This window comes from Cryobacterium aureum, assembly GCF_002954245.1.
GTDB lineage: Bacteria > Actinomycetota > Actinomycetes > Actinomycetales > Microbacteriaceae > Cryobacterium > Cryobacterium aureum.
Window position 1 is genome coordinate 94,354 of the sequence record NZ_PPTG01000048.1, and the last position, 18,018, is coordinate 112,371.

The window sequence follows — 18,018 nt, forward strand, 5'->3', positions numbered from 1 at the left end:
TTGGAGGGCGCCGCCGTCAGACGCGCGGCGTACGGCGTGGCACTGCGGTTGGCAGCACCCTCGCGCCGTGCGCCCGCATCAGCTGCATCGACGCACCGGACACGAACAGGGCAGTGCCGGGCGCGTGCTCGATTACCGAGTCGCGCAGGTCGTCGTGACTGGAATCCCAGAGCAGCGTGTAGGCATCCACTCCCTCGTGCGCCGGCAGGGTGACCGTCTCGTCCTGCTCGCGGGCGTTCACCACGAGCAAAATGCGGTTGAACGCTTCGTGTTCGGGGGTGGACGCCGCCATGTATTGCAGGGTGCGCTCGGCCGGCGAGTTCCAGGCGTCGCCGGTAAGCGCCTCACCGGCGATGTTGTACCAGTCCAGCTGGCTGGCGCTCGGCGTGGCCTCGCCGAAGCGACCGAAGTGCACCGGGCGCAGGGCCGGGTTCTCACGGCGCAGCTGCAACAGACGGCGGGTGACCCGGTGCAGGTCCTGCTGCCAGTCGTCGAAGTCCCAGTTGAGCCAGGTCAGCTCGCTGTCCTGACAGTAGGCGTTGTTGTTGCCGCGCTGGCTGCGCCCGAACTCGTCGCCGGCCGTGAGCATGGGAATGCCGGCCGAGAGCAGCAGGGTACCGAGCAGGTTGCGCATGGACTTGCGTCTGGTGGCAAGAATGGCCACGTCGCGGGTGGGACCCTCGACGCCGTGGTTGTAGGAGGTGTTGTTGTCGGTTCCGTCACGGTTCGACTCGCCATTGCCGAGGTTGTGCTTGGTGTCGTAGGCGGTGAGGTCGGCGAGGGTGAATCCGTCGTGGGCGGTGATGAAGTTAAGGGAGGCGAGCGGGCCGCGAGCTTCGGAGAAGGTGTTCGATGACCCGGCGACGCGGGTCGCGAAGCGTCCGATGCCGCTGCCGGCCGAGCCGGTCAGGCGCAGGCTCTTCATATCGGAGAGCCAGAAGTCGCGCATCCGGTCGCGGTAGCGGTCGTTCCACTCGGTCCAGCCGGGCGGAAAATTACCGGTCTGCCAGCCGCCCTGCCCGACGTCCCACGGTTCGGCGATGAGTTTCACGCCCGCCAGTTCCGGGTCGTCTCGAATCTCGGTCAGCAGCGGATGCTGCGGGTCGTAGACCACGCCGGCGTCCCGGCCGAGCGTGGCGGCCAGGTCGAAGCGGAACCCGTCGATCTGCACCTCGTTGGCCCAGTACCGCAGCGAATCGAGCACGAGGCGCCTGGGTACGTCGTGGCTGAAGTTGACCGTGTTGCCGCAACCGGTGACGTCGATGTACGCACCGGAGTCGTCCTGACGGTAGTAGGCGGCGTTGTCGATGCCACGCAGGCTCGTGACCGGGCCGTTGCGACCCTCCTCGGCGGTGTGGTTATAGACAACGTCGAGGATCACCTCGAGGCCAGCCTCATGCAGCAGCTTGACCATGCCCTTGAATTCGCGCAGCACGGCGGCCGGCCCGGCGGACTGGGCCGCCTGGGTGGCGTAGTCGGCGTGCGGCGAAAAGAAGTTGAGGGTGTTGTAACCCCAGTAGTTGATCAGGCCCTGTTTGATCAGGCGCTGCTCCGACACGAACGCCTGCACCGGCAGCAGCTCGATGGCCGTAACGCCGAGGTCTTTCAGGTAGGCGATGGTCGATTCATGGGCCAGACCGGCGTAGGTTCCGCGCAGGGCGGCCGGCACCAGCGGGTTGAGCCGGCTGACGCCGCGCACGTGCGCCTCGTAGACCACGGTGTGATCGAGGGCGATTGCCGGTTTTGCAGCCCCGTTCCAGTCGAAATAGTCATCGACCACCGAGGACTGCCAGAGCCCGGCTCCGACCCGCACCAGTCCGCGAGAATACGGCTCGATCAGGATTTTCTCCGGGTGGAACGAGTTCTTCGGGCTGGCCGGACCGGAGACGCGGATGCCGTAGCGGCGCCCGGGTGACAGCGTGCGCGATTTGCCGGACCAGACGCCGTGCAGGTCCTGGGTCATCGGTACGCTCTTGACGATCCAGTTCGGGTCGGTGTCGTCGAACAGGCACAGGTCCATGGCGTCGGCGTGTTCGGCCCAGACGCGTAGTTCACCGCCGGCGCTGGTCAATCGCACACCGAGGTTGCGCAGGGGGTCGGTGGAACTCATGGATTCAACAGTAAATCAGTGTGGGGGAGCATGACGACCACCGGCATCCGCTCAACTGTAAAATAACGGGCATGGTTGTCTATTTGGACCATGCGGCGACCACGCCCATGCTCCCTTCCGCTATTGCCGCCTATGCCGAAGCGATGGGCGTCGTCGGTAACCCCGCTTCGGTGCACAGCCAGGGTCAGAATGCCAAGCGGATGCTCGAAGAGTCGCGCGAAATCGTGGCCGCGAGCCTCCACTCTGACCCGATCGAGGTGGTCTTCACCGGCAGCGGAACCGAGGCCATCAACCTCGGGATCAAGGGGCTGTACTGGGCGCGCGCGCCGCGCCGGCGCATCCTGGTGCCCGGCGGCGAACACCATGCCACCCTCGACACGGTGGAATGGCTCGCCCGGCATGACGGTGCCGTGATCGAGTGGATTCCGCTCGACGACCAGGGCCGCATCGACCTCGCCGCTCTCGAAGCCGCCATCGCCAGGGACCCGATCGATGTTGCGCTGGTCAGCGTGATCATGGCCAACAATGAAGTGGGCACGATCGAGCCTGTGGCTGAAGTGGCGGCGCTCGCCGCGGTGCATGGCATTCCGGTGCACGTCGACGCCGTCGCCGCCTACGGCTATATTCCGGTGGATTTTCGCGCTTTGGCCGCTGTTGGCGTTTCGGCGCTGAGCGTGTCGGCGCACAAGATCGGCGGACCGGTCGGTATTGGGGCTCTGGTGCTCGGACGCGCTACCACGGTCGAACCCCTCATTCACGGTGGCGGGCAGCAGCGCAAGGTGCGCAGCGGCACGCAGGATGTCGCGGCGGCAGTCTCGTTCGCGGTAGCGGCATCCGCTCTGGCGGTTGAACAGCTCTCTAGTGAACAGCAGGCGGTTGCCGGTGGCGGTGAAGCCGCGCGTCTGGCCGCGCTGCGCGACCGGGTGATTGCCGGTGTGGCGGGGGTCGCTCCCAGTGCCGTACTCAACGGCGACCCGACCAACCGGCTGCCCGGAAACGCGCACTTCAGCTTTCCCGGCTGCGAGGGTGACTCGCTGTTGTTCCTGCTCGATGCCGCCGGGGTGTCGGTGTCGACCGGGTCCGCCTGCCAGGCCGGGGTGCCCGAACCCTCGCACGTGCTGCGGGCTATGGGGCGCAGCGAGCTCGAATCCCGCGGCGCATTGCGCATCACTCTCGGCCACACGTCGACCGATGCCGACGTCGACGCGCTGCTCGCCGCACTGCCTGCCGCGCACGCCCAGGCGCTCGCCGCCGGCATGGCCGATCGGGTGCCCGGGCACTGACGTTGGCTCAAACGGGCACTCCGCGTACACTCGTTGGGTGAAGGTTTTAGCAGCAATGAGTGGCGGTGTTGATTCCGCCGTGGCAGCCGCGCGCGCGGTCGAAGCAGGGCACGAGGTGGTCGGTGTGCATCTCGCACTGAGCCGTATGCCGGGCACGCTGCGCACCGGCAGCCGCGGCTGCTGCACCGTCGAAGATTCGATGGATGCTCAGCGTGCCGCCAACATCATGGGCATTCCGTACTACGTCTGGGACTTCTCCGAACGGTTCAAGCTCGACGTCGTCGACGACTTCATCGCCGAATATGCTGCCGGCCGCACGCCGAACCCGTGCATGCGCTGCAACGAAAAGATCAAGTTCGCCGCCCTGCTCGAAAAGGCCATGGCCCTCGGCTTCGACGCTGTCTGCACCGGCCACTACGCGAGCATTCTGACGGATGCCGATGGCAACAAACAACTGCACCGCGCGGCCGCCTGGGCCAAGGACCAGTCCTACGTGCTCGGCGTGCTGACGGCCGACCAGATCAACCACTCCATGTTTCCGCTCGGTGCTACGCCGACCAAGGCCGAGGTGCGGAAGGAAGCGGCCGAACGCGGCTTCTCGGTGGCGAACAAGCCCGACTCTTACGACATCTGCTTCATCCCCGACGGGGATACCAAGGGCTGGCTCGGCGAACGCGTCGCCCCGAAGGCCGGCGATATTCTCGACCGGGAGGGCAATACGCTCGGCCAGCACGACGGTGCCGTCGCATTCACGGTCGGCCAGCGCAAGGGCCTCTCCATCGGCACCCCGGCCGCCGACGGCAAACCGCGCTTTGTGCTCGAGGTGCGCCCGATCACCAATACGGTCATCGTCGGCCCCAAGGAGGCGCTCGCCATCAGGGAGATCGCTGGCAACACGTACACCTGGGCCGGGCTCGCCCCCGAGCACCCCGAGACCGAATTCGCCTGCCACGTGCAGATTCGCGCCCACGCCGATCCGGTTCCGGCCGTCGCGCAGGTCGTGTCGACCACCGGTGTGACCGGCATCGAGGGATCTGTCGAACTGCGCATCATTCCCAACGAGCCGCTCGCGGGTGTCGCCCCCGGGCAGACCGCCGTCGTCTACGTCGGCACCCGGGTACTCGGCCAGTGCACCATCGACCGCACGGTCAGCGCCGTTCCTGTTTCGATTACAACTGCAAGCACCGCTTCGGTCAGCCCCGTCCCGGTCAATGCCTGAGTCCGTCGCCGACACCACCCCAGACGCGCTCGCCGCCGCAGCCGCCGAGGCGGCCGACATCACCACCCGCGTACTCGCCGCCCGTGACGCCTACTACGAGCAGGACACGGTCGTCATTTCCGACGCCGAATATGACCTGCTGGTGCAGCGCCTCGCCGAACTCGAACGGCTCTACCCCGAACTGCAGAGCCAGGACAGCCCCACCCAGACCGTCGGCGGCCGCGCCGAGGTCACCCTGTTCGATCCGGTCACCCACGCCGAACGGATGCTCAGTCTCGACAACGTGTTCTCCATCGACGAGTTCGACGCCTGGGCCCGCAAAGCCGCAGAGAATTCGGGCCGTGCGGTGCACTACCTGTGCGAGCTCAAGATCGACGGCCTCGCCATCAACCTGCGGTATGCCGATGGCGTGCTCGTCTCTGCCGCCACCCGAGGCGATGGGGTCGTCGGCGAAGACGTCACCGAGAACATCGACCTCGTCCCCGGTATCCCATCTCATCTGGCCGGCACCGGGCATCCGTCGTTGATGGAGGTGCGCGGTGAGGTGTTCTTTCCCACCGCGGCGTTCGACGAGCTGAACGCGGCGCAGTCCGCGGCCGGCGAGCGGGTATTCGCGAACGCTCGCAACGCGGCGGCCGGGTCGTTGCGCCAGAAGGCCGCCGGTAAGAACCCCGACCAGCTGCGCCTCATGAAGGCCCGGCTGAATCGTCTGCGCATGCTCGTGCACGGCATCGGCGCCTGGGAGAACCCGCCGGTCCGGGCCCAGTCCGAAGTCTACGGCCTGCTCGAGAGCTGGGGTCTGCCGACCAGCAGCTACTTCAAAGTGGTCGAGTCGGTCGCTGAGGCCGCCGAGTTCATCGAGTACTACGGAGCCCACCGCGGCAGCGTGGTGCACGAACTTGACGGCATCGTGATCAAGATCGACGAGCTCGCCCTGCACACCGAGCTCGGCGCCACCAACCGGGCACCGCGCTGGGCTATCGCTTACAAGTACCCGCCGGAACAGGTCAACACGAAACTCCTCGACATCGTCGTCAGTGTCGGCCGCACCGGCCGGGCCACCCCTTTCGCCGTGATGGAGAAGGTGCTCGTGGCCGGCAGCGAGGTGCGTCAGGCCACCCTGCACAACCAGGAGGTGGTCAAGGCTAAGGGCGTGCTGATCGGTGACACGATCGTGCTGCGCAAGGCCGGCGACGTCATTCCCGAGGTGCTCGGCCCGGTCGTCGAACTGCGCGACGGGACCGAACGCGAATTCGTCATGCCGGTGAACTGCCCGGAATGCGGTACTCCGCTCGCCCCGGCGAAGGAGGGCGATATCGACCTGCGCTGCCCGAACGCGCGCAGCTGCCCGGCCCAGGTGCGCGGGCGGGTGGAGCACATCGGCAGTCGCGGCGGTCTCGACATCGAGGTGCTCGGCGAGGTCGCGGCCTCCGCGCTCACCCAGCCGACCGTGCCGACCGAGCCGCCGCTGCCGACCGAGGCAGGCCTGTTCGACCTCGAATTGGCCGACCTGCTGCCGATCCAGGTGATCGTGCGCGACGCTGAAACGGGATTGCCCAAGGAAGACGACGACGGCACGGCCAGGCAGCGGATGCCGTTCCAGCGCAATCCCACCGCCGCCGAGAAGAAACAAGGCCTCACAGGCGCGCAGCCCTCGTCGAGCGCCCTCAAACTGCTGGCCGAGATTGAGAAGGCCAAGACCAAGCCGCTGTGGCGCATCCTGGTTTCGCTCAACATTCGTCATGTCGGCCCGGTCGCCGCGCGTGCGCTGGCCAACCATTTCGGCTCACTCGACGGCATCCGCTCGGCATCTCGCGAGGAACTTGCCGAGGTCGACGGGGTCGGCGGCATCATTGCCGACGCTGTGCTCGCCTGGTTCCTGGTCGACTGGCACGTCGATATCGTTACGCAGTGGGCCGCGGCCGGCGTGCAGTTCGCCACGCCGGGCCACCCAGGTCCTGGCGCGGCCGAAGCAGCCGGGGGAGTGCTCGCCGGGCTAACCGTCGTGGCCACCGGCTCGCTCGAGGGCTTCACCCGGGAGGGTGCCCAGGAGGCGATCATCGCCGCCGGCGGCAAGAGCGCGTCGAGCGTGTCGAAGAACACCGACTTCGTCGCTGCCGGGCCGGGCGCAGGATCCAAGCTGGGCAAGGCCGAAACCCTCGGTATCCGAATTCTCGACGCCGACGAGTTTCGAACCCTGCTCACCGAGGGACCGGCCGGGTTGGCGCTTGCGCCCGAATCACCCTCCGCCGCAGAGACCGACTGACCTACTCACTGACCGACTGGGTTCAGGCCTTCGTCAATTCCTGGCGGTGACTAGAGTTCGCCTTTGTGGACGAACTCTAGGTCACCGCCGCACTGGTCGAATTCGCACGGTAAACGCGGCGAAATCGTTCGACGTTGGCCTACTCAGGCTTGAGGATGACCTTGGTCCAACCATTGGTGCGGTCGTTGAAGTTCTGGTAAGCGTCCGCGGCTTTGCTGAGCGGGACCTCGTGGGAAACGATCCATGACGGCTTGGCCTTGCCCACAGCAATCAGGTCGCGCAATTGCCGATTGTATTTCTTCACTGGGCATTGGCCGCTGCCCATGCTCTGGCCCTTGAGCCACTGCAGGCCGTAGTCAATGGCAAGCTTGCCCTGCTTGGCATTCTCGTCGAAGCCGCCAGGATCGGCCGGCAAAAAGACCCCGACAACACCGATTCCTCCAGTGATGCGCACAGACTGAATCAGCCGATTCAGAGTCATGGCGGGGTCCTCGGTGCCCTGCGGATCGTGGGCCTGATAACCGACGCATTCACAACCCCGGTCTGCGCCAATACCCTTGGTCTGGTCCAATACGAACTGAACCGGATCCGTCTTTGAGTCATCAACGGCGATTGCACCGATCTGCTCAGCGAGGGCCAGCCGGTCTGGGCGTCGGTCCACAACCCAGACTTTACTCGCACCCTTGATCGTCGCAGACAGGGCGGCCATCAGCCCGACCGGACCCGCACCGTAAACCACTACTGTGTCACCGGGCATGACGCCGGCCATCACGGTCGCGTGATATCCGGTCGGGAAGATGTCCGACAGCATCACGTAATCGTTTTGCTTTTCTATCGCGTCTTCACCCAAGCGCAGGCAGTTGTTGTCACCGTAGGGCACACGCAGCATTTGGGCCTGCCCACCGGGATACGGACCCATGCCAGCAAAGCCGTAGGCGGCGCCCGCGCCGACCGGGTCCGGTTGAGTAGTCATGCAATAGTTGGTAAATCCGCGCTCGCAATTCTTACAGAAGCCGCAGGAGATATTGAACGGCAGCACGACCCGATCGCCGACCTTGACGGCGTCGACGCCGTTACCGACCTCGATGACCTCGCCCATGTTCTCGTGACCAAACGTGCGTCCAACTTCGAAATCGGTGCGTCCCTCGTACATGTGCAAATCTGAACCGCAAATATTTGTCGCTGTAATGCGTACCAGAACGTCGGTGGGGCGTTCGATCTTGGCGTCCGGAACGTCCTCAACACTGACCGAGTTAGGGCCTTTATAAACGACTGCCTTCATTTCTCTTCACTCCCTGATTTTCATGACCGTGAAGACGGAAGTTCCGTCTCCACTGACGGAGATGCACTGAGTATGAATGTCCGGACAGCTGCGGGCTGCGCGAAAAGTGTGTATACCTCAGGTCTATCACGATCGCATTTGACCTGCCAGTGTCCCTCTTGAACGGGTCGGGCCGCAGTGCGTTGGCTGGATCGTGCTCGTCACGAAAAAGCAGAAGACCTCACAAAATATCGAGCGGTTGCTTGCTGCGGGGCGCCGGAAATGCCTTATCCAGCGACAGACAATCCTCGGCGTCGAGGACCACCGCACCCGCGCCCACATTCTCTTGCAGGTGTTCGAGGGACGAGGCCTTGGGGATCGCGATGACGCCCGGTTGCCTGATGACCCAGGCCAGCGCGATCTGGGCACCAGTCACTCCGTGCCGCTCTCCGATTTCGGCCAGTAGCGGATGCTTCAGCAGGGTTGAACCCTGACCGAGTGGCGAATACGCCATGAGCGGCATCCTCAGGCGTTGTTGCCAAGGTAGGAGGTCAAACTCGATGCCCCGACTGCCGAGGTTGTACAGCACTTGATTGGTGGCACATCCGTCTGGTGCTCGCCTCAGATCATCCCGGTCGAAATTCGATACCCCCCAGCTCCGAATCTTGCCAGCCGCACGAAGGTTTTCGAACCCGTCGACGGTCTCGGATAGTGGAAAACTGCCGGACCAATGCAGCAAATAGACATCGAGCCGATCGGTGCCGAGCCGGCGCAGACTGCGCTCGCATGCAGCCACAACGCCGCTGCGGCTCGCGTTATGCGGGTAAACCTTGCTGACCAGCACGACCTCATCGCGGTGACCTCGGACGGCCTCGCCGACCAGTTCTTCCGAGGCGCCATCGCCATACATTTCGGCGGTGTCGATCACGGTCAGGCCCGCGTCGATCCCCGCCCGAAGGGCCGACACCTCGCTCTTTCGCTTCGCGGCGTCTTCACCGAGATGCCAGGTTCCCTGGCCAATGACGGGCACCCTGACGCCGTCAAAAAAATCAGTCTCGCGCATGCGCTGTCCTTTCATAATGTGCATTCGAGACGGTCTGACTTACCGTTCCTCGATACTCAGCACGATTTTGCCCAGGTGGGAGTTGGCGGCCATGAGATCCTGCGCTTGTTGAACTTCGGTCCAGGGCAGAATCCGATCGATCGATGGGCGTAATGCTTCGAAAGAGGGGTCGACCTCGGACAGCAGCGCACCGACGATGGCGGCTTTTTCGGTAGCGTCACGGGTACGAAAGGTGACCCCAATGATGCTCAATCGTTTAAAGGCCAGCGCTTCCAGATCCAGAACACCGTGGGCACCGCCGAGGCGCCCCACACCGACCAAGCGCCCCAAGAGTGCGGCGCAGCGAATATTGTCCGCAAGATACGGGCCACCAACATGGTCAACGATGACGTCGACCCCGCGGCCATCCGTCAGTTCCAAAACCCGATCAGCGAAACCGGCCTCGCCGACCTCGACCACGTGATCGGCACCCTGCGAACGGAGCAGGTCAGTTGCCCGGTCCGTGCGAACGGTAGCAATAACCGCTCCAGCGCCCAGGTATTTCGCCAGCTGTACGCACTGAAGCCCCACCGACGAGGCAGCGGCATGAATCAGCACGGTTTCGCCGGGCCTGAGGCCGCCCGCAGTGCGGAGCGCGTTGTGCTCGGTCATCAACCCGAGGATGGCAGCGGCACCCTCCGCGTAGGACCACGCATGCGGAATCGGTACGACCAGCGCAGCGTCAACAACGACTTCCTCGCTCAAACCACCACTGACGATGGCCATGACGCGGTCCCCGACCCGCACGCCCGTCACCTCGCGCCCGACCGTTACGACGTCGCCCGCAGCATCCAGCCCCACAATGACCGGTGCGAGGCCCGAGCTGACCGGTGCGAGGCCCGAGCTGACCGGTGCGAGGCCCGAGCTGACCGGCTGGTGGGTTCCCGCGCGCTGGGCAAGGTCGGCCCGGTTCACCGACGCAGTCCGCACACGGATCTTCACCTGACGCGGGCCCGGTTCAGGGCTCGGGAGATCGCGCATCGAAAGCACGGAACCGCTCGGGTTCTGCTCAATAACAATTGCCTTCATATCTGCAGTGTGCTCCTACACGGTCCCTTCCCGTGGGATTTATGGCTCCGCGCAGACTTCTCTTTCGTCGTCAAATGGTTTGAACATAGCCTGCCCCCCTTGAAGTGCTGTAGCTGCCGGTGTAGACCGAGTTGCAGACCGATGCGATATTGCCCTTTACGAAGGAGTGTCATGCTCAGCAAATGCCGTCAGCGACTCTACGCCGAACTCGTTCGTCGATCATGAGCCTGCTCCGTGGGCTCCTCGGCGGTGCAGCAGCCGGTGCGGCAGGTACCACCGCCCTCAACGCCGTGAGCTACCTGGAGATGGCGGTCAAAGGCAGACCCGCTAGCACAACGCCGCAGGACACCGTCGAGAAATTCGCCCACGTCGCCCAGCTCACAATCGCCGGATCCGATGAGGTCAGGAAAAATCGGATCGCCGGCATCGGGCCATTGACCGGTCTGATCGTGGGCGTGGGTGTTGGGGCACTCCTCGGACTCTCCCGCTCTGCCGGTTGGCGACCCGGCCCGGTGGTGAGCGGCATGGCGGCCACGGTCGGCGCGTTAATCGGCGGCAACGTGCCGATGACGGTACTGAAAGTGACCGACCCCCGAACCTGGACCGCCAAGGACTGGGCAAGCGATATCGCTCCGCACCTGGCTTACGGACTTGTTGTCGCCGCCACCCTGTGGGGCTTGGGGCGGCACGGGTCGCCGCGCTGATCGGGTCGCCGCGCTGATCGGGTCGCCGCGCTGATCGGGCCGTCCTGCTAGTCCGGGGGCAACTGCGACGGTCGCCCCGCGAACTTGGCACGACCGCGCCCGCTTGCGACGCTGCGGCTTCAGACGAGGGAAGGGTGGTCGGCGGCTGGCGAATAGGATTGGAGTATCCACCCCAATGCGTATCGGAGCACCATGTCTGAAATCACGGCCGAGCAGGTTGCCCATTTGGCATACCTAGCCCGGATCGACCTCAGCCCCCTCGAGATCACCAGCCTCACCCATGACCTCGGCCAGATCGTCGACTCGATCGCCAAAGTGTCTGAGGTTGCTACAGCCGATACTCCGGCCACGAGCCACCCGATGCCGTTGACCAACGTGTTCCGCGAAGACGTCGTCGTGCCCTCGCTCACGGTCGAGCAGGCCCTGTCCGGTGCGCCCGACCGCGCCGGTGACAAATTCCGCGTGCCCGCCATCCTGGACGAGGAGTAAGCATGACCTATCTCACCAAACTCTCCGCCGCTGCATTGAGTGAACTGTTGGTCAGCAAGCAGGTCAGCGCCGTCGAAGCGACCCGCGCCCACCTCGACCACATCACAGCCGTCGACACCGACCTGCATGCTTTCCTGCACGTCGCCGGCGACGCCGCCCTGGCGACTGCCGCCGAGATCGATGCCCGCCGCGCTGCGGGAGAACCGCTGAACGCGCTCGCTGGTGTTCCGATCGCGATTAAAGACGTGCTGGCCACCCGGGACATGCCCACCACCGCCGGGTCGAAAATTCTCGAGGGCTGGGTTCCGCCGTATGACGCGACCGTCGTTGCGCGCCTGCGCGCGGCCGGCCTGGTGCCGCTCGGCAAGACCAACATGGATGAATTCGCCATGGGCTCCTCCACCGAGCACTCCGCGTACGGGATTACCCGTAATCCCTGGGATCGCGACCGCATCCCCGGCGGGTCCGGTGGCGGCTCGGCTGCGGCCGTCGCCTCCTTTCAGGCTCCGTTGGCCCTCGGCAGCGACACCGGCGGATCCATTCGCCAGCCCGCCGCCGTCACCGGCTCGGTCGGCGTCAAGCCAACCTACGGCGGAGTCTCCCGCTACGGTGCGATCGCCCTCGCCTCAAGCCTCGACCAAGTCGGCCCGGTCTCCCGCACGGTGTATGACGCTGCCCTGCTGCACGATGTCATCGGCGGTCACGACCCGCTCGACTCCACGTCGTTGACCGAGAGCTGGCCGTCGATGGCCGCGGCCGCTCGCGACGGGCTGAAGGACGGTGCCCTCAAGGGCGTGCGCGTCGGCGTCATCAAGGAACTCTCTGGCGACGGATTCCAGGCCGGAGTCACCCAGCGCTTCACCGAGACGCTCGCCATGCTCGTCGCCGCCGGCGCCGAGATCACCGAGGTGTCCGCCCCGAACTTCGAGTACGCCGTCGCGGCTTACTACCTCATTCTGCCGGCCGAAGCCTCGAGCAACCTGGCCCGCTTCGACTCGGTGCGCTTCGGCATCCGGGTCAACCCGGACAGCGGCTCGCTCACGAGCGAGCACGTCATGAGTGCCACTCGTGAGGCCGGATTCGGCCCCGAGGTCAAGCGCCGCATCATCCTCGGCACCTACGCCCTGAGCGCCGGCTACTACGACGCGTACTACGGCAGTGCGCAGAAGGTGCGCACGCTCATTCAGCGTGACTTCGCCGCCGCCTTCAGCCAGGTCGACGTGCTCGTCTCGCCGAGTGCCCCGACCACCGCGTTCAAGTTTGGTGAAAAGCTCGCCGACCCGATGGCCATGTACATCAACGACGTGACCACCATTCCGGCGAACCTCGCCGGGGTGCCCGGGATGAGTATCCCAATGGGCCTCGCGCCAGAAGACGGCCTGCCGGTGGGCCTGCAGATCATGGCGCCCGCCAAAGCGGATGCCCGCCTCTACACCGTCGGCGCCGCCATCGAGCAGCTGCTCGAAGCGCGCTGGGGGCACACGATGCTCAGCCAGGCACCCGCCCTGACCCCGACCGAAATGTTTGCCAGCGAAGAGGGAGCCGTCTGATGGCCAAGGCTGAATTGATGGACTTCGACAAAGCACTCGAACTGTTCGAGCCGGTTCTCGGCTTCGAGGTGCACGTCGAACTCAATACCAAAACCAAAATGTTCTGTGGTTGCGCCAACGAGTTCGGCTCCGGCGCCAACACCAACACCTGTCCCACCTGCCTCGGCCTGCCCGGCGGCCTGCCGCAGGTGAACAAGAAGGCGATCGAATCCAGCATCCGCTTGGGGCTGGCTTTGGGGTGTGAGATCGCTGAGCACTCGCGGTTCGCCCGCAAGAACTACTTCTACCCCGACACGGCGAAGAACTTTCAGACCAGCCAGTACGACGACCCGATCTGCCACGACGGTTCGATCACGATCGAACTCGAAAGCGGCCGTCTGGTCACCGTCGAGATTGAACGCGCCCACATGGAAGACGACGCCGGCAAGCTCACCCACATGGGTGGCGCCACCGGACGCATCCAGGGCGCCGACTACTCGCTCGTCGACTACAACCGCGGCGGCGTTCCCTTGGTAGAGATCGTCACCCAGATGATCGAGGGCGCCGAACACGACGCCCCCGAGATCGGTAAGACCTATGTCGCGGCCATTCGCGAGATCGCCAAGGCGCTCGGTGTCTCTAACGCCCGCATGGAAGAGGGCAACGTGCGCTGCGACGCCAACGTCTCCCTGCGCCCGCGCGGCTCGAACGTGCTCGGCACCCGCACCGAGACCAAGAACGTGAACTCGCTGCGAAGCGTCGAACGTGCGGTGCGCTACGAGATCCAGCGTCAGGCTGCCGTGCTGGCCGGCGGCGGTACCATCACCCAGGAGACCCGGCACTGGCACGAAGACACCGGAATCACCAGTGCCGGTCGGCCTAAGAGCGACGCCGACGACTACCGCTACTTTCCTGAGCCCGACCTGCTGCCGATGGCACCGTCGCGCGAATGGGTCGAAGAACTTCGCCTGACCCTGCCCGAGCCGCCCGCGGCTCGCCGCAAACGCCTGCAGGCGGCATGGGGTTTCGCGAACCTTGAGTTTCAGGACGTCGTGAACTCCGACCTGCTCGACGCGGTCGAAGCGACCGTCGCAGCCGGGGCATCCGCTCAGGCCGCACGCAAGTGGTGGACCGGCGAAATCGCGCGGCTCGCCAACGCGGCCGGGGTCGCCGCCGACTCGCTCGTGACACCGGCGCAGCTCGCCGCGCTGATCGAACTCGTCGAGGCCGGAACCCTCACCGACCGCCTGGCCCGCCAGGTACTCGAAGGCGTCATCGCCGGGGAGGGCACCCCGGCCGAGGTCGTCGACAGCCGTGGGCTCGCCGTGGTCTCCGATGACGGCGCGCTCATCGCGGCCATTGACGCGGCGCTGCTCGGCCAGCCCGACGTGCTCGCCAAGATTCGGGACGGCAAGGTGCAGGCCGCGGGAGCCGTGATCGGCGCGGTCATGAAGGCCATGCGCGGGCAAGCGGATGCTGCGCGCGTGCGCGAACTCGTGCTCGAACGCGCCGCCACAATCGAGTAGCAGGTGACAACTCAGGCTTTCGGGGTTGGCGTGCAGGTTATCGTGCGGCTCGATCGCACCCGGTTTCCCGACTCCCTGATCGACGACCCGATCGGAGTGATCGTGGCGGCAGGGGAGTCGGAGGGCGCTGGACTGTACGCGCCCACCGTGGTGCGGGAAAGATTTTGGGTCGTCCAGTTCGAGGAGCCGTTCTTCGGTCTCGACGGCTCCGGCCCGCATGACTCCGCCCGCATCCCGCAGGGCTTTCTGGAAGCGGCGCCGGAGGCGTGAACGCGATCTTTCCGGAGCCGGGCGAACGCACCCCGTCGACCCGCGACATCCGTCGGTGGAGGCAATACCTGGCCGACGAACAGGCCGAGGCCGCGGTGTACCGCGACCTCGCCAACCGTCGCGCCGGCGAAGAGCGCCAGATTTTGCTTGCCCTCGCCGACGCTGAAGGAAGGCACGAAGAACACTGGCGGCAACTGCTGGGCAGTGACGTGGGCTCGCCCAAACGTGGCGCGCTGCGCACTCGGTTTCTCGGTCTGCTGGCCCGCCGGTTCGGTTCGGTGTTCGTGCTTGCCCTCGCCCAGCGGGCCGAGGGACGCTCGCCCTACGACGCGGATGCCGACGCGACCAACGCCATGGCCGCCGACGAAACCGTGCACGAAGAGGTTGTGCGCGGTCTCGCCGCCCGCGGCCGCAAACGCTTGTCGGGAACCTTTCGGGCCGCCGTATTCGGCGTCAACGACGGGCTGGTGAGCAACCTCGCTCTTGTGCTCGGCATCGGCGCGACCGGTGTACCCGCCGCGACCATATTGTTCACCGGCGTCGCCGGGCTGCTGGCTGGGGCGCTTTCGATGGGTGCCGGTGAATACGTCTCGGTGCGGTCCCAGCGGGAACTGCTCGAGGCTTCCACGCCCGCGGCGCCAGCCAAAAGCGTGCTCTCCCACCTCGACCTCGCAGCCAACGAGCTGACCCTGGTCTACCGGGCCAGGGGCATGTCAGAAGACGAGGCGGAGGCTTACGCCCGCGGGGTACTCGCCACCGCCTACGCGGCGACCGGACCGATCTCCGCGGTCCGGTCGCAGGCACCCACGCATGACGAACATGAGGCCGTCGGTACCGGCACCGGAGCGGCACTGTCGAGCTTCTGCTTCTTCGCCTCCGGCGCACTGCTGCCGGTGCTGCCGTACCTCTTCGGCCTGAGTGGCTACTCGGCGATCATTCTTGCGACGGTCTTGGTGGGCGTTGCCCTACTCGCCACCGGCGCTGTCGTGGGCCTGCTCTCCGGCGGTCCGCCGCTGAAGCGTGCCCTGCGGCAGCTCGTGATCGGTCTCGGCGCGGCCGCGGTCACCTACCTGCTCGGGCTGGTCTTCGGCACTTCGATCGGCTAGCTGCTGCGCACAATTGGTCGCACTTTTCGGTGGCCCCATATCGGCCACCAGCTCACCCAAGCTCAACCCATAACTCCTGCAATATGACAGCACGACAGAAGAGATCGGCGGAATCGCAGCACTTCCGCTTGAGGTCGGCCACAGATTGCAGGAGTTATGGTCGAAAATGGATGTGTCGACGCACCGGATCGGGTTAGGGTTTTTCGGTGGGCAGACAGGACGGCAGCGGCCGGCAGATATCGACAGATGACGTCGACGACCGTTCGGCGACCGTGCTGCACGTCGACCTCGACGCGTTCTTCGTCTCGGTCGAGCTGCTCTCCCACCCCGAATACGTGCATCTCCCGGTGATCGTCGGCCATCGTGGGGGCCGTTCGGTCGTCACGGCAGCCAACTACATCGCCCGGCGCTACGGCGTGAACTCGGCCATGCCGATGGCGCTCGCCTTGCGGCAGTGCCCGAATGCGATCGTACTCGAGCCGCACATGGGCCTGTACCGGGAGTTTTCCCACCGGGTCATGAGCATCTTCGATGACGTCACCCCGCTGGTCGAACGGCTCGGCATCGACGAGGCCTTTCTCGACGTGGCCGGTGCTACCCAGCTATTCGGCTCACCGGCCGTGATCGGCGCACTCATCCGCGCGCGGGTGTTCGCCGAAACCGGGCTGGTCTGCTCGGTCGGCTTGGCGTCGACCAAGTTCGTCGCCAAACTCGCCTCCGGACTGGCCAAACCCAACGGTCTGCTCGTCGTACCGGGCGACGCAACGATCGAGTTCCTGCATCCGCTGCCGGTGACGGCCCTGTGGGGCGTGGGCGCGGCCACCGAGCAGACGCTGACCAGTCTCGGCCTGAAACTCATCGGTGATATTGCGCACACGCCGCTGGACGTGCTGAAAAGGGCGCTGGGGGAGGCATCCGGCCAGAAACTGTTCGACTTGTCCTGGGGGCGTGACCCCCGCTCGGTGACGCTCGAGCGTGAGGAGAAGAGCGTCGGCCACGAGGTGACCTTTGAACACGATGTGACAGATATCGACCGACTGCACAGTGAGTTGCTGCGCCAGTGCGACCTGGTGGCGGCGCGGCTGCGGCGGGGTGATCTCGTGGCCCGGCGCGTGGCACTCAAGCTGCGCTACACAGACTTCAGCACGGTGACCCGGTCGCGCACCCTCGCCGAACCCAGCAATGTCGGGCGGCGCATCTACGAGGAGGCCGTCGCCGCATTCGATCTGCTGGCTGCGTCGGGCATTAGAGTGCGTCTGATCGGGGTGCGGGCCGAGCAGCTCGGTACGGCGTCGGGATCGGTGGGGCTGTGGGATCCCGACGAGGACTGGCGGGGCGCTGAGCTGGCGGTCGATTCTGTGACGGAGCGATTCGGGGCGGGAATCGTGCGTCCGGCCTCGTTCTTCAAGCCTCGCCCATAAGGCACGAGTCGGCTACCCTGTTGGAATGACCAGCCTCCCGGAAAAACTCGCAGAAACGTTCCGTTCCGCCGGTGTGAAATCGGCTTACGGTGACCCCGTGCAAATCGACGGCGTCACTCTGGTGCCCGTTGCGCTCACCTACTACGGTTTCGGCGGTGGCGATGCCGGTGAAGGTGGTGCGGGATCCGGTGGCGGCGGCGGCGGCGTGTCGCTGCCGATCGGCGCCTACGTGAAGTCGGGTGGCACCGCCCGATTCGAGCCGAACGTCATCGCGCTGCTCGCCGTCGGCGTGCCGTTCCTGCTCGTGGCGGGGCGCGCCCTGGCCCGGGTGATCAGAGCCCTGAAGAAGTAGCCCCGCTGCCTGTGCACCGGGCCGGGGCGCTGACTCTTTCTGCCTCGGCCCCGGACCGGGAAACGGGCCCAGGATAGATCATCGGCCCACTTTCTTAAGTTGGGCCCGGGCGAGTGCCGCGCGGGTTGCGCGCAGAGCGGATGCGGCGCGGCCAGCGCGGCCTGCGCGCGAACCTGCCCGGCCCGAAGCGCTGGCGCAGCCAGCGCGGAACGCGCAGGCGCATCCAGGCCGGAAAGTGCCAGGGGCCGCTCACCGGCAAGCCCTGGGCGATGCGGCGGCGGCGAATGATGAACCGGCGCATGAGCACGAGGTACAACGCTGCCAGCACGAGCAGAATACCGATGCTCATGT

At 65.7% G+C, this 18,018-nt stretch carries 16 protein-coding genes; 11 read left to right on the forward strand and 5 right to left on the reverse strand.

The features are described 5' to 3' along the window. Positions 1-16 precede the first annotated feature (16 nt). Complete coding sequence (gene glgX / locus CJ028_RS17265) at positions 17-2,110, reverse strand: glycogen debranching protein GlgX (RefSeq protein ID WP_105036447.1); 2,094 nt, start codon at positions 2,108-2,110, stop codon at positions 17-19. Positions 2,111-2,181: 71 nt separating this feature from the next. On the opposite strand from glgX, the gene CJ028_RS17270 reads away from it, so the two are divergent. The 3 genes from CJ028_RS17270 to ligA are packed head-to-tail and all read left to right on the forward strand — an operon-like array spanning position 2,182 to position 6,878. Further along, on the forward strand, positions 2,182-3,393 hold the full coding sequence (locus tag CJ028_RS17270; RefSeq protein ID WP_105036448.1) for a cysteine desulfurase family protein: 1,212 nt from the start codon (positions 2,182-2,184) through the stop codon (positions 3,391-3,393). 55 nt (positions 3,394-3,448) lie between these two features. Further along, positions 3,449-4,612, forward strand: a complete 1,164-nt coding sequence (mnmA, locus tag CJ028_RS17275) for a tRNA 2-thiouridine(34) synthase MnmA (protein ID WP_105036449.1) — start codon at positions 3,449-3,451, stop codon at positions 4,610-4,612. Continuing rightward, positions 4,605-6,878: an NAD-dependent DNA ligase LigA gene (ligA, locus tag CJ028_RS17280; RefSeq protein ID WP_105036450.1), complete on the forward strand. Its 2,274-nt coding sequence runs from the start codon at positions 4,605-4,607 to the stop codon at positions 6,876-6,878. The genes mnmA and ligA overlap by 8 nt, the downstream gene beginning before the upstream one ends. Positions 6,879-7,017: 139 nt before the next feature. Here the strand turns inward: ligA and CJ028_RS17285 are convergent, their stop codons facing one another. The 3 genes from CJ028_RS17285 to CJ028_RS17295 all read right to left on the reverse strand — a co-directional run bounded on the left by CJ028_RS17285 (position 7,018) and on the right by CJ028_RS17295 (position 10,270). Continuing rightward, complete coding sequence (locus CJ028_RS17285; RefSeq protein WP_105036451.1) at positions 7,018-8,160, reverse strand: glutathione-independent formaldehyde dehydrogenase; 1,143 nt, start codon at positions 8,158-8,160, stop codon at positions 7,018-7,020. 220 nt (positions 8,161-8,380) lie between these two features. Further along, entirely contained in the window at positions 8,381-9,202 is an 822-nt protein-coding gene (locus CJ028_RS17290; RefSeq protein WP_105036452.1) for an aldo/keto reductase, read from the reverse strand. 39 nt (positions 9,203-9,241) lie between these two features. Further along, positions 9,242-10,270 (reverse strand): zinc-binding dehydrogenase, encoded by a 1,029-nt coding sequence (locus tag CJ028_RS17295; RefSeq protein ID WP_105036453.1) that lies wholly within the window; start codon positions 10,268-10,270, stop codon positions 9,242-9,244. Positions 10,271-10,491: 221 nt separating this feature from the next. On the opposite strand from CJ028_RS17295, the gene CJ028_RS17300 reads away from it, so the two are divergent. From CJ028_RS17300 to CJ028_RS17335, 8 genes are all read left to right on the forward strand, one after another. Further along, entirely contained in the window at positions 10,492-10,974 is a 483-nt protein-coding gene (locus tag CJ028_RS17300; RefSeq protein ID WP_205684082.1) for a hypothetical protein, read from the forward strand. A gap of 192 nt (positions 10,975-11,166) precedes the next feature. Continuing rightward, positions 11,167-11,463, forward strand: a complete 297-nt coding sequence (gene gatC / locus CJ028_RS17305; RefSeq protein WP_105036454.1) for an Asp-tRNA(Asn)/Glu-tRNA(Gln) amidotransferase subunit GatC — start codon at positions 11,167-11,169, stop codon at positions 11,461-11,463. Positions 11,464-11,465: 2 nt separating this feature from the next. Further along, complete coding sequence (gene gatA, locus CJ028_RS17310; RefSeq protein WP_105036455.1) at positions 11,466-13,013, forward strand: Asp-tRNA(Asn)/Glu-tRNA(Gln) amidotransferase subunit GatA; 1,548 nt, start codon at positions 11,466-11,468, stop codon at positions 13,011-13,013. After that, positions 13,013-14,518 carry an Asp-tRNA(Asn)/Glu-tRNA(Gln) amidotransferase subunit GatB gene (gene gatB, locus CJ028_RS17315; RefSeq protein ID WP_105036456.1) on the forward strand — a complete coding sequence of 502 codons (1,506 nt, stop codon included), beginning with the start codon at positions 13,013-13,015 and terminating at the stop codon, positions 14,516-14,518. Before gatA ends, gatB begins: the two co-directional genes overlap by 1 nt. Before the next feature lie 3 nt (positions 14,519-14,521). Further along, the gene (locus tag CJ028_RS17320; RefSeq protein ID WP_105036457.1) at positions 14,522-14,788 is read left to right on the forward strand and encodes a hypothetical protein; all 267 of its coding nucleotides are present in this window, start codon (positions 14,522-14,524) and stop codon (positions 14,786-14,788) included. Next, the gene (locus CJ028_RS17325; RefSeq protein ID WP_240607391.1) at positions 14,785-15,894 is read left to right on the forward strand and encodes a VIT1/CCC1 transporter family protein; all 1,110 of its coding nucleotides are present in this window, start codon (positions 14,785-14,787) and stop codon (positions 15,892-15,894) included. Before CJ028_RS17320 ends, CJ028_RS17325 begins: the two co-directional genes overlap by 4 nt. Positions 15,895-16,100: 206 nt before the next feature. Further along, on the forward strand, positions 16,101-17,315 hold the full coding sequence (gene dinB / locus CJ028_RS17330; protein ID WP_105036458.1) for a DNA polymerase IV: 1,215 nt from the start codon (positions 16,101-16,103) through the stop codon (positions 17,313-17,315). Positions 17,316-17,340: 25 nt separating this feature from the next. Then, positions 17,341-17,667 carry a hypothetical protein gene (locus tag CJ028_RS17335; RefSeq protein ID WP_105036459.1) on the forward strand — a complete coding sequence of 109 codons (327 nt, stop codon included), beginning with the start codon at positions 17,341-17,343 and terminating at the stop codon, positions 17,665-17,667. A 94-nt stretch (positions 17,668-17,761) separates the two neighbouring features. Here CJ028_RS17335 and CJ028_RS17340 read toward each other — a convergent pair whose 3' ends face one another. After that, a complete protein-coding gene (locus CJ028_RS17340; RefSeq protein WP_105036460.1) occupies positions 17,762-18,016 on the reverse strand; it encodes a hypothetical protein in 255 nt (84 codons plus the stop codon). Positions 18,017-18,018: the final 2 nt, after the last annotated feature.

Coding starts and splice junctions, on each gene's coding strand:
- gatC (WP_105036454.1), top strand. CDS start 11,167: ATGTCTGAAATCACGGCCGAGCAGGTTGCCCATTTGGCATACCTAGCC.
- ligA (WP_105036450.1), top strand. CDS start 4,605: ATGCCTGAGTCCGTCGCCGACACCACCCCAGACGCGCTCGCCGCCGCA.
- CJ028_RS17270 (WP_105036448.1), top strand. CDS start 2,182: ATGGTTGTCTATTTGGACCATGCGGCGACCACGCCCATGCTCCCTTCC.
- CJ028_RS17290 (WP_105036452.1), bottom strand. CDS start 9,202: ATGCGCGAGACTGATTTTTTTGACGGCGTCAGGGTGCCCGTCATTGGC.
- CJ028_RS17340 (WP_105036460.1), bottom strand. CDS start 18,016: ATGAGCATCGGTATTCTGCTCGTGCTGGCAGCGTTGTACCTCGTGCTC.
- CJ028_RS17285 (WP_105036451.1), bottom strand. CDS start 8,160: ATGAAGGCAGTCGTTTATAAAGGCCCTAACTCGGTCAGTGTTGAGGAC.
- CJ028_RS17335 (WP_105036459.1), top strand. CDS start 17,341: ATGACCAGCCTCCCGGAAAAACTCGCAGAAACGTTCCGTTCCGCCGGT.
- glgX (WP_105036447.1), bottom strand. CDS start 2,110: ATGAGTTCCACCGACCCCCTGCGCAACCTCGGTGTGCGATTGACCAGC.
- gatA (WP_105036455.1), top strand. CDS start 11,466: ATGACCTATCTCACCAAACTCTCCGCCGCTGCATTGAGTGAACTGTTG.
- CJ028_RS17295 (WP_105036453.1), bottom strand. CDS start 10,270: ATGAAGGCAATTGTTATTGAGCAGAACCCGAGCGGTTCCGTGCTTTCG.
- mnmA (WP_105036449.1), top strand. CDS start 3,449: ATGAGTGGCGGTGTTGATTCCGCCGTGGCAGCCGCGCGCGCGGTCGAA.
- gatB (WP_105036456.1), top strand. CDS start 13,013: ATGGCCAAGGCTGAATTGATGGACTTCGACAAAGCACTCGAACTGTTC.
- CJ028_RS17300 (WP_205684082.1), top strand. CDS start 10,492: ATGAGCCTGCTCCGTGGGCTCCTCGGCGGTGCAGCAGCCGGTGCGGCA.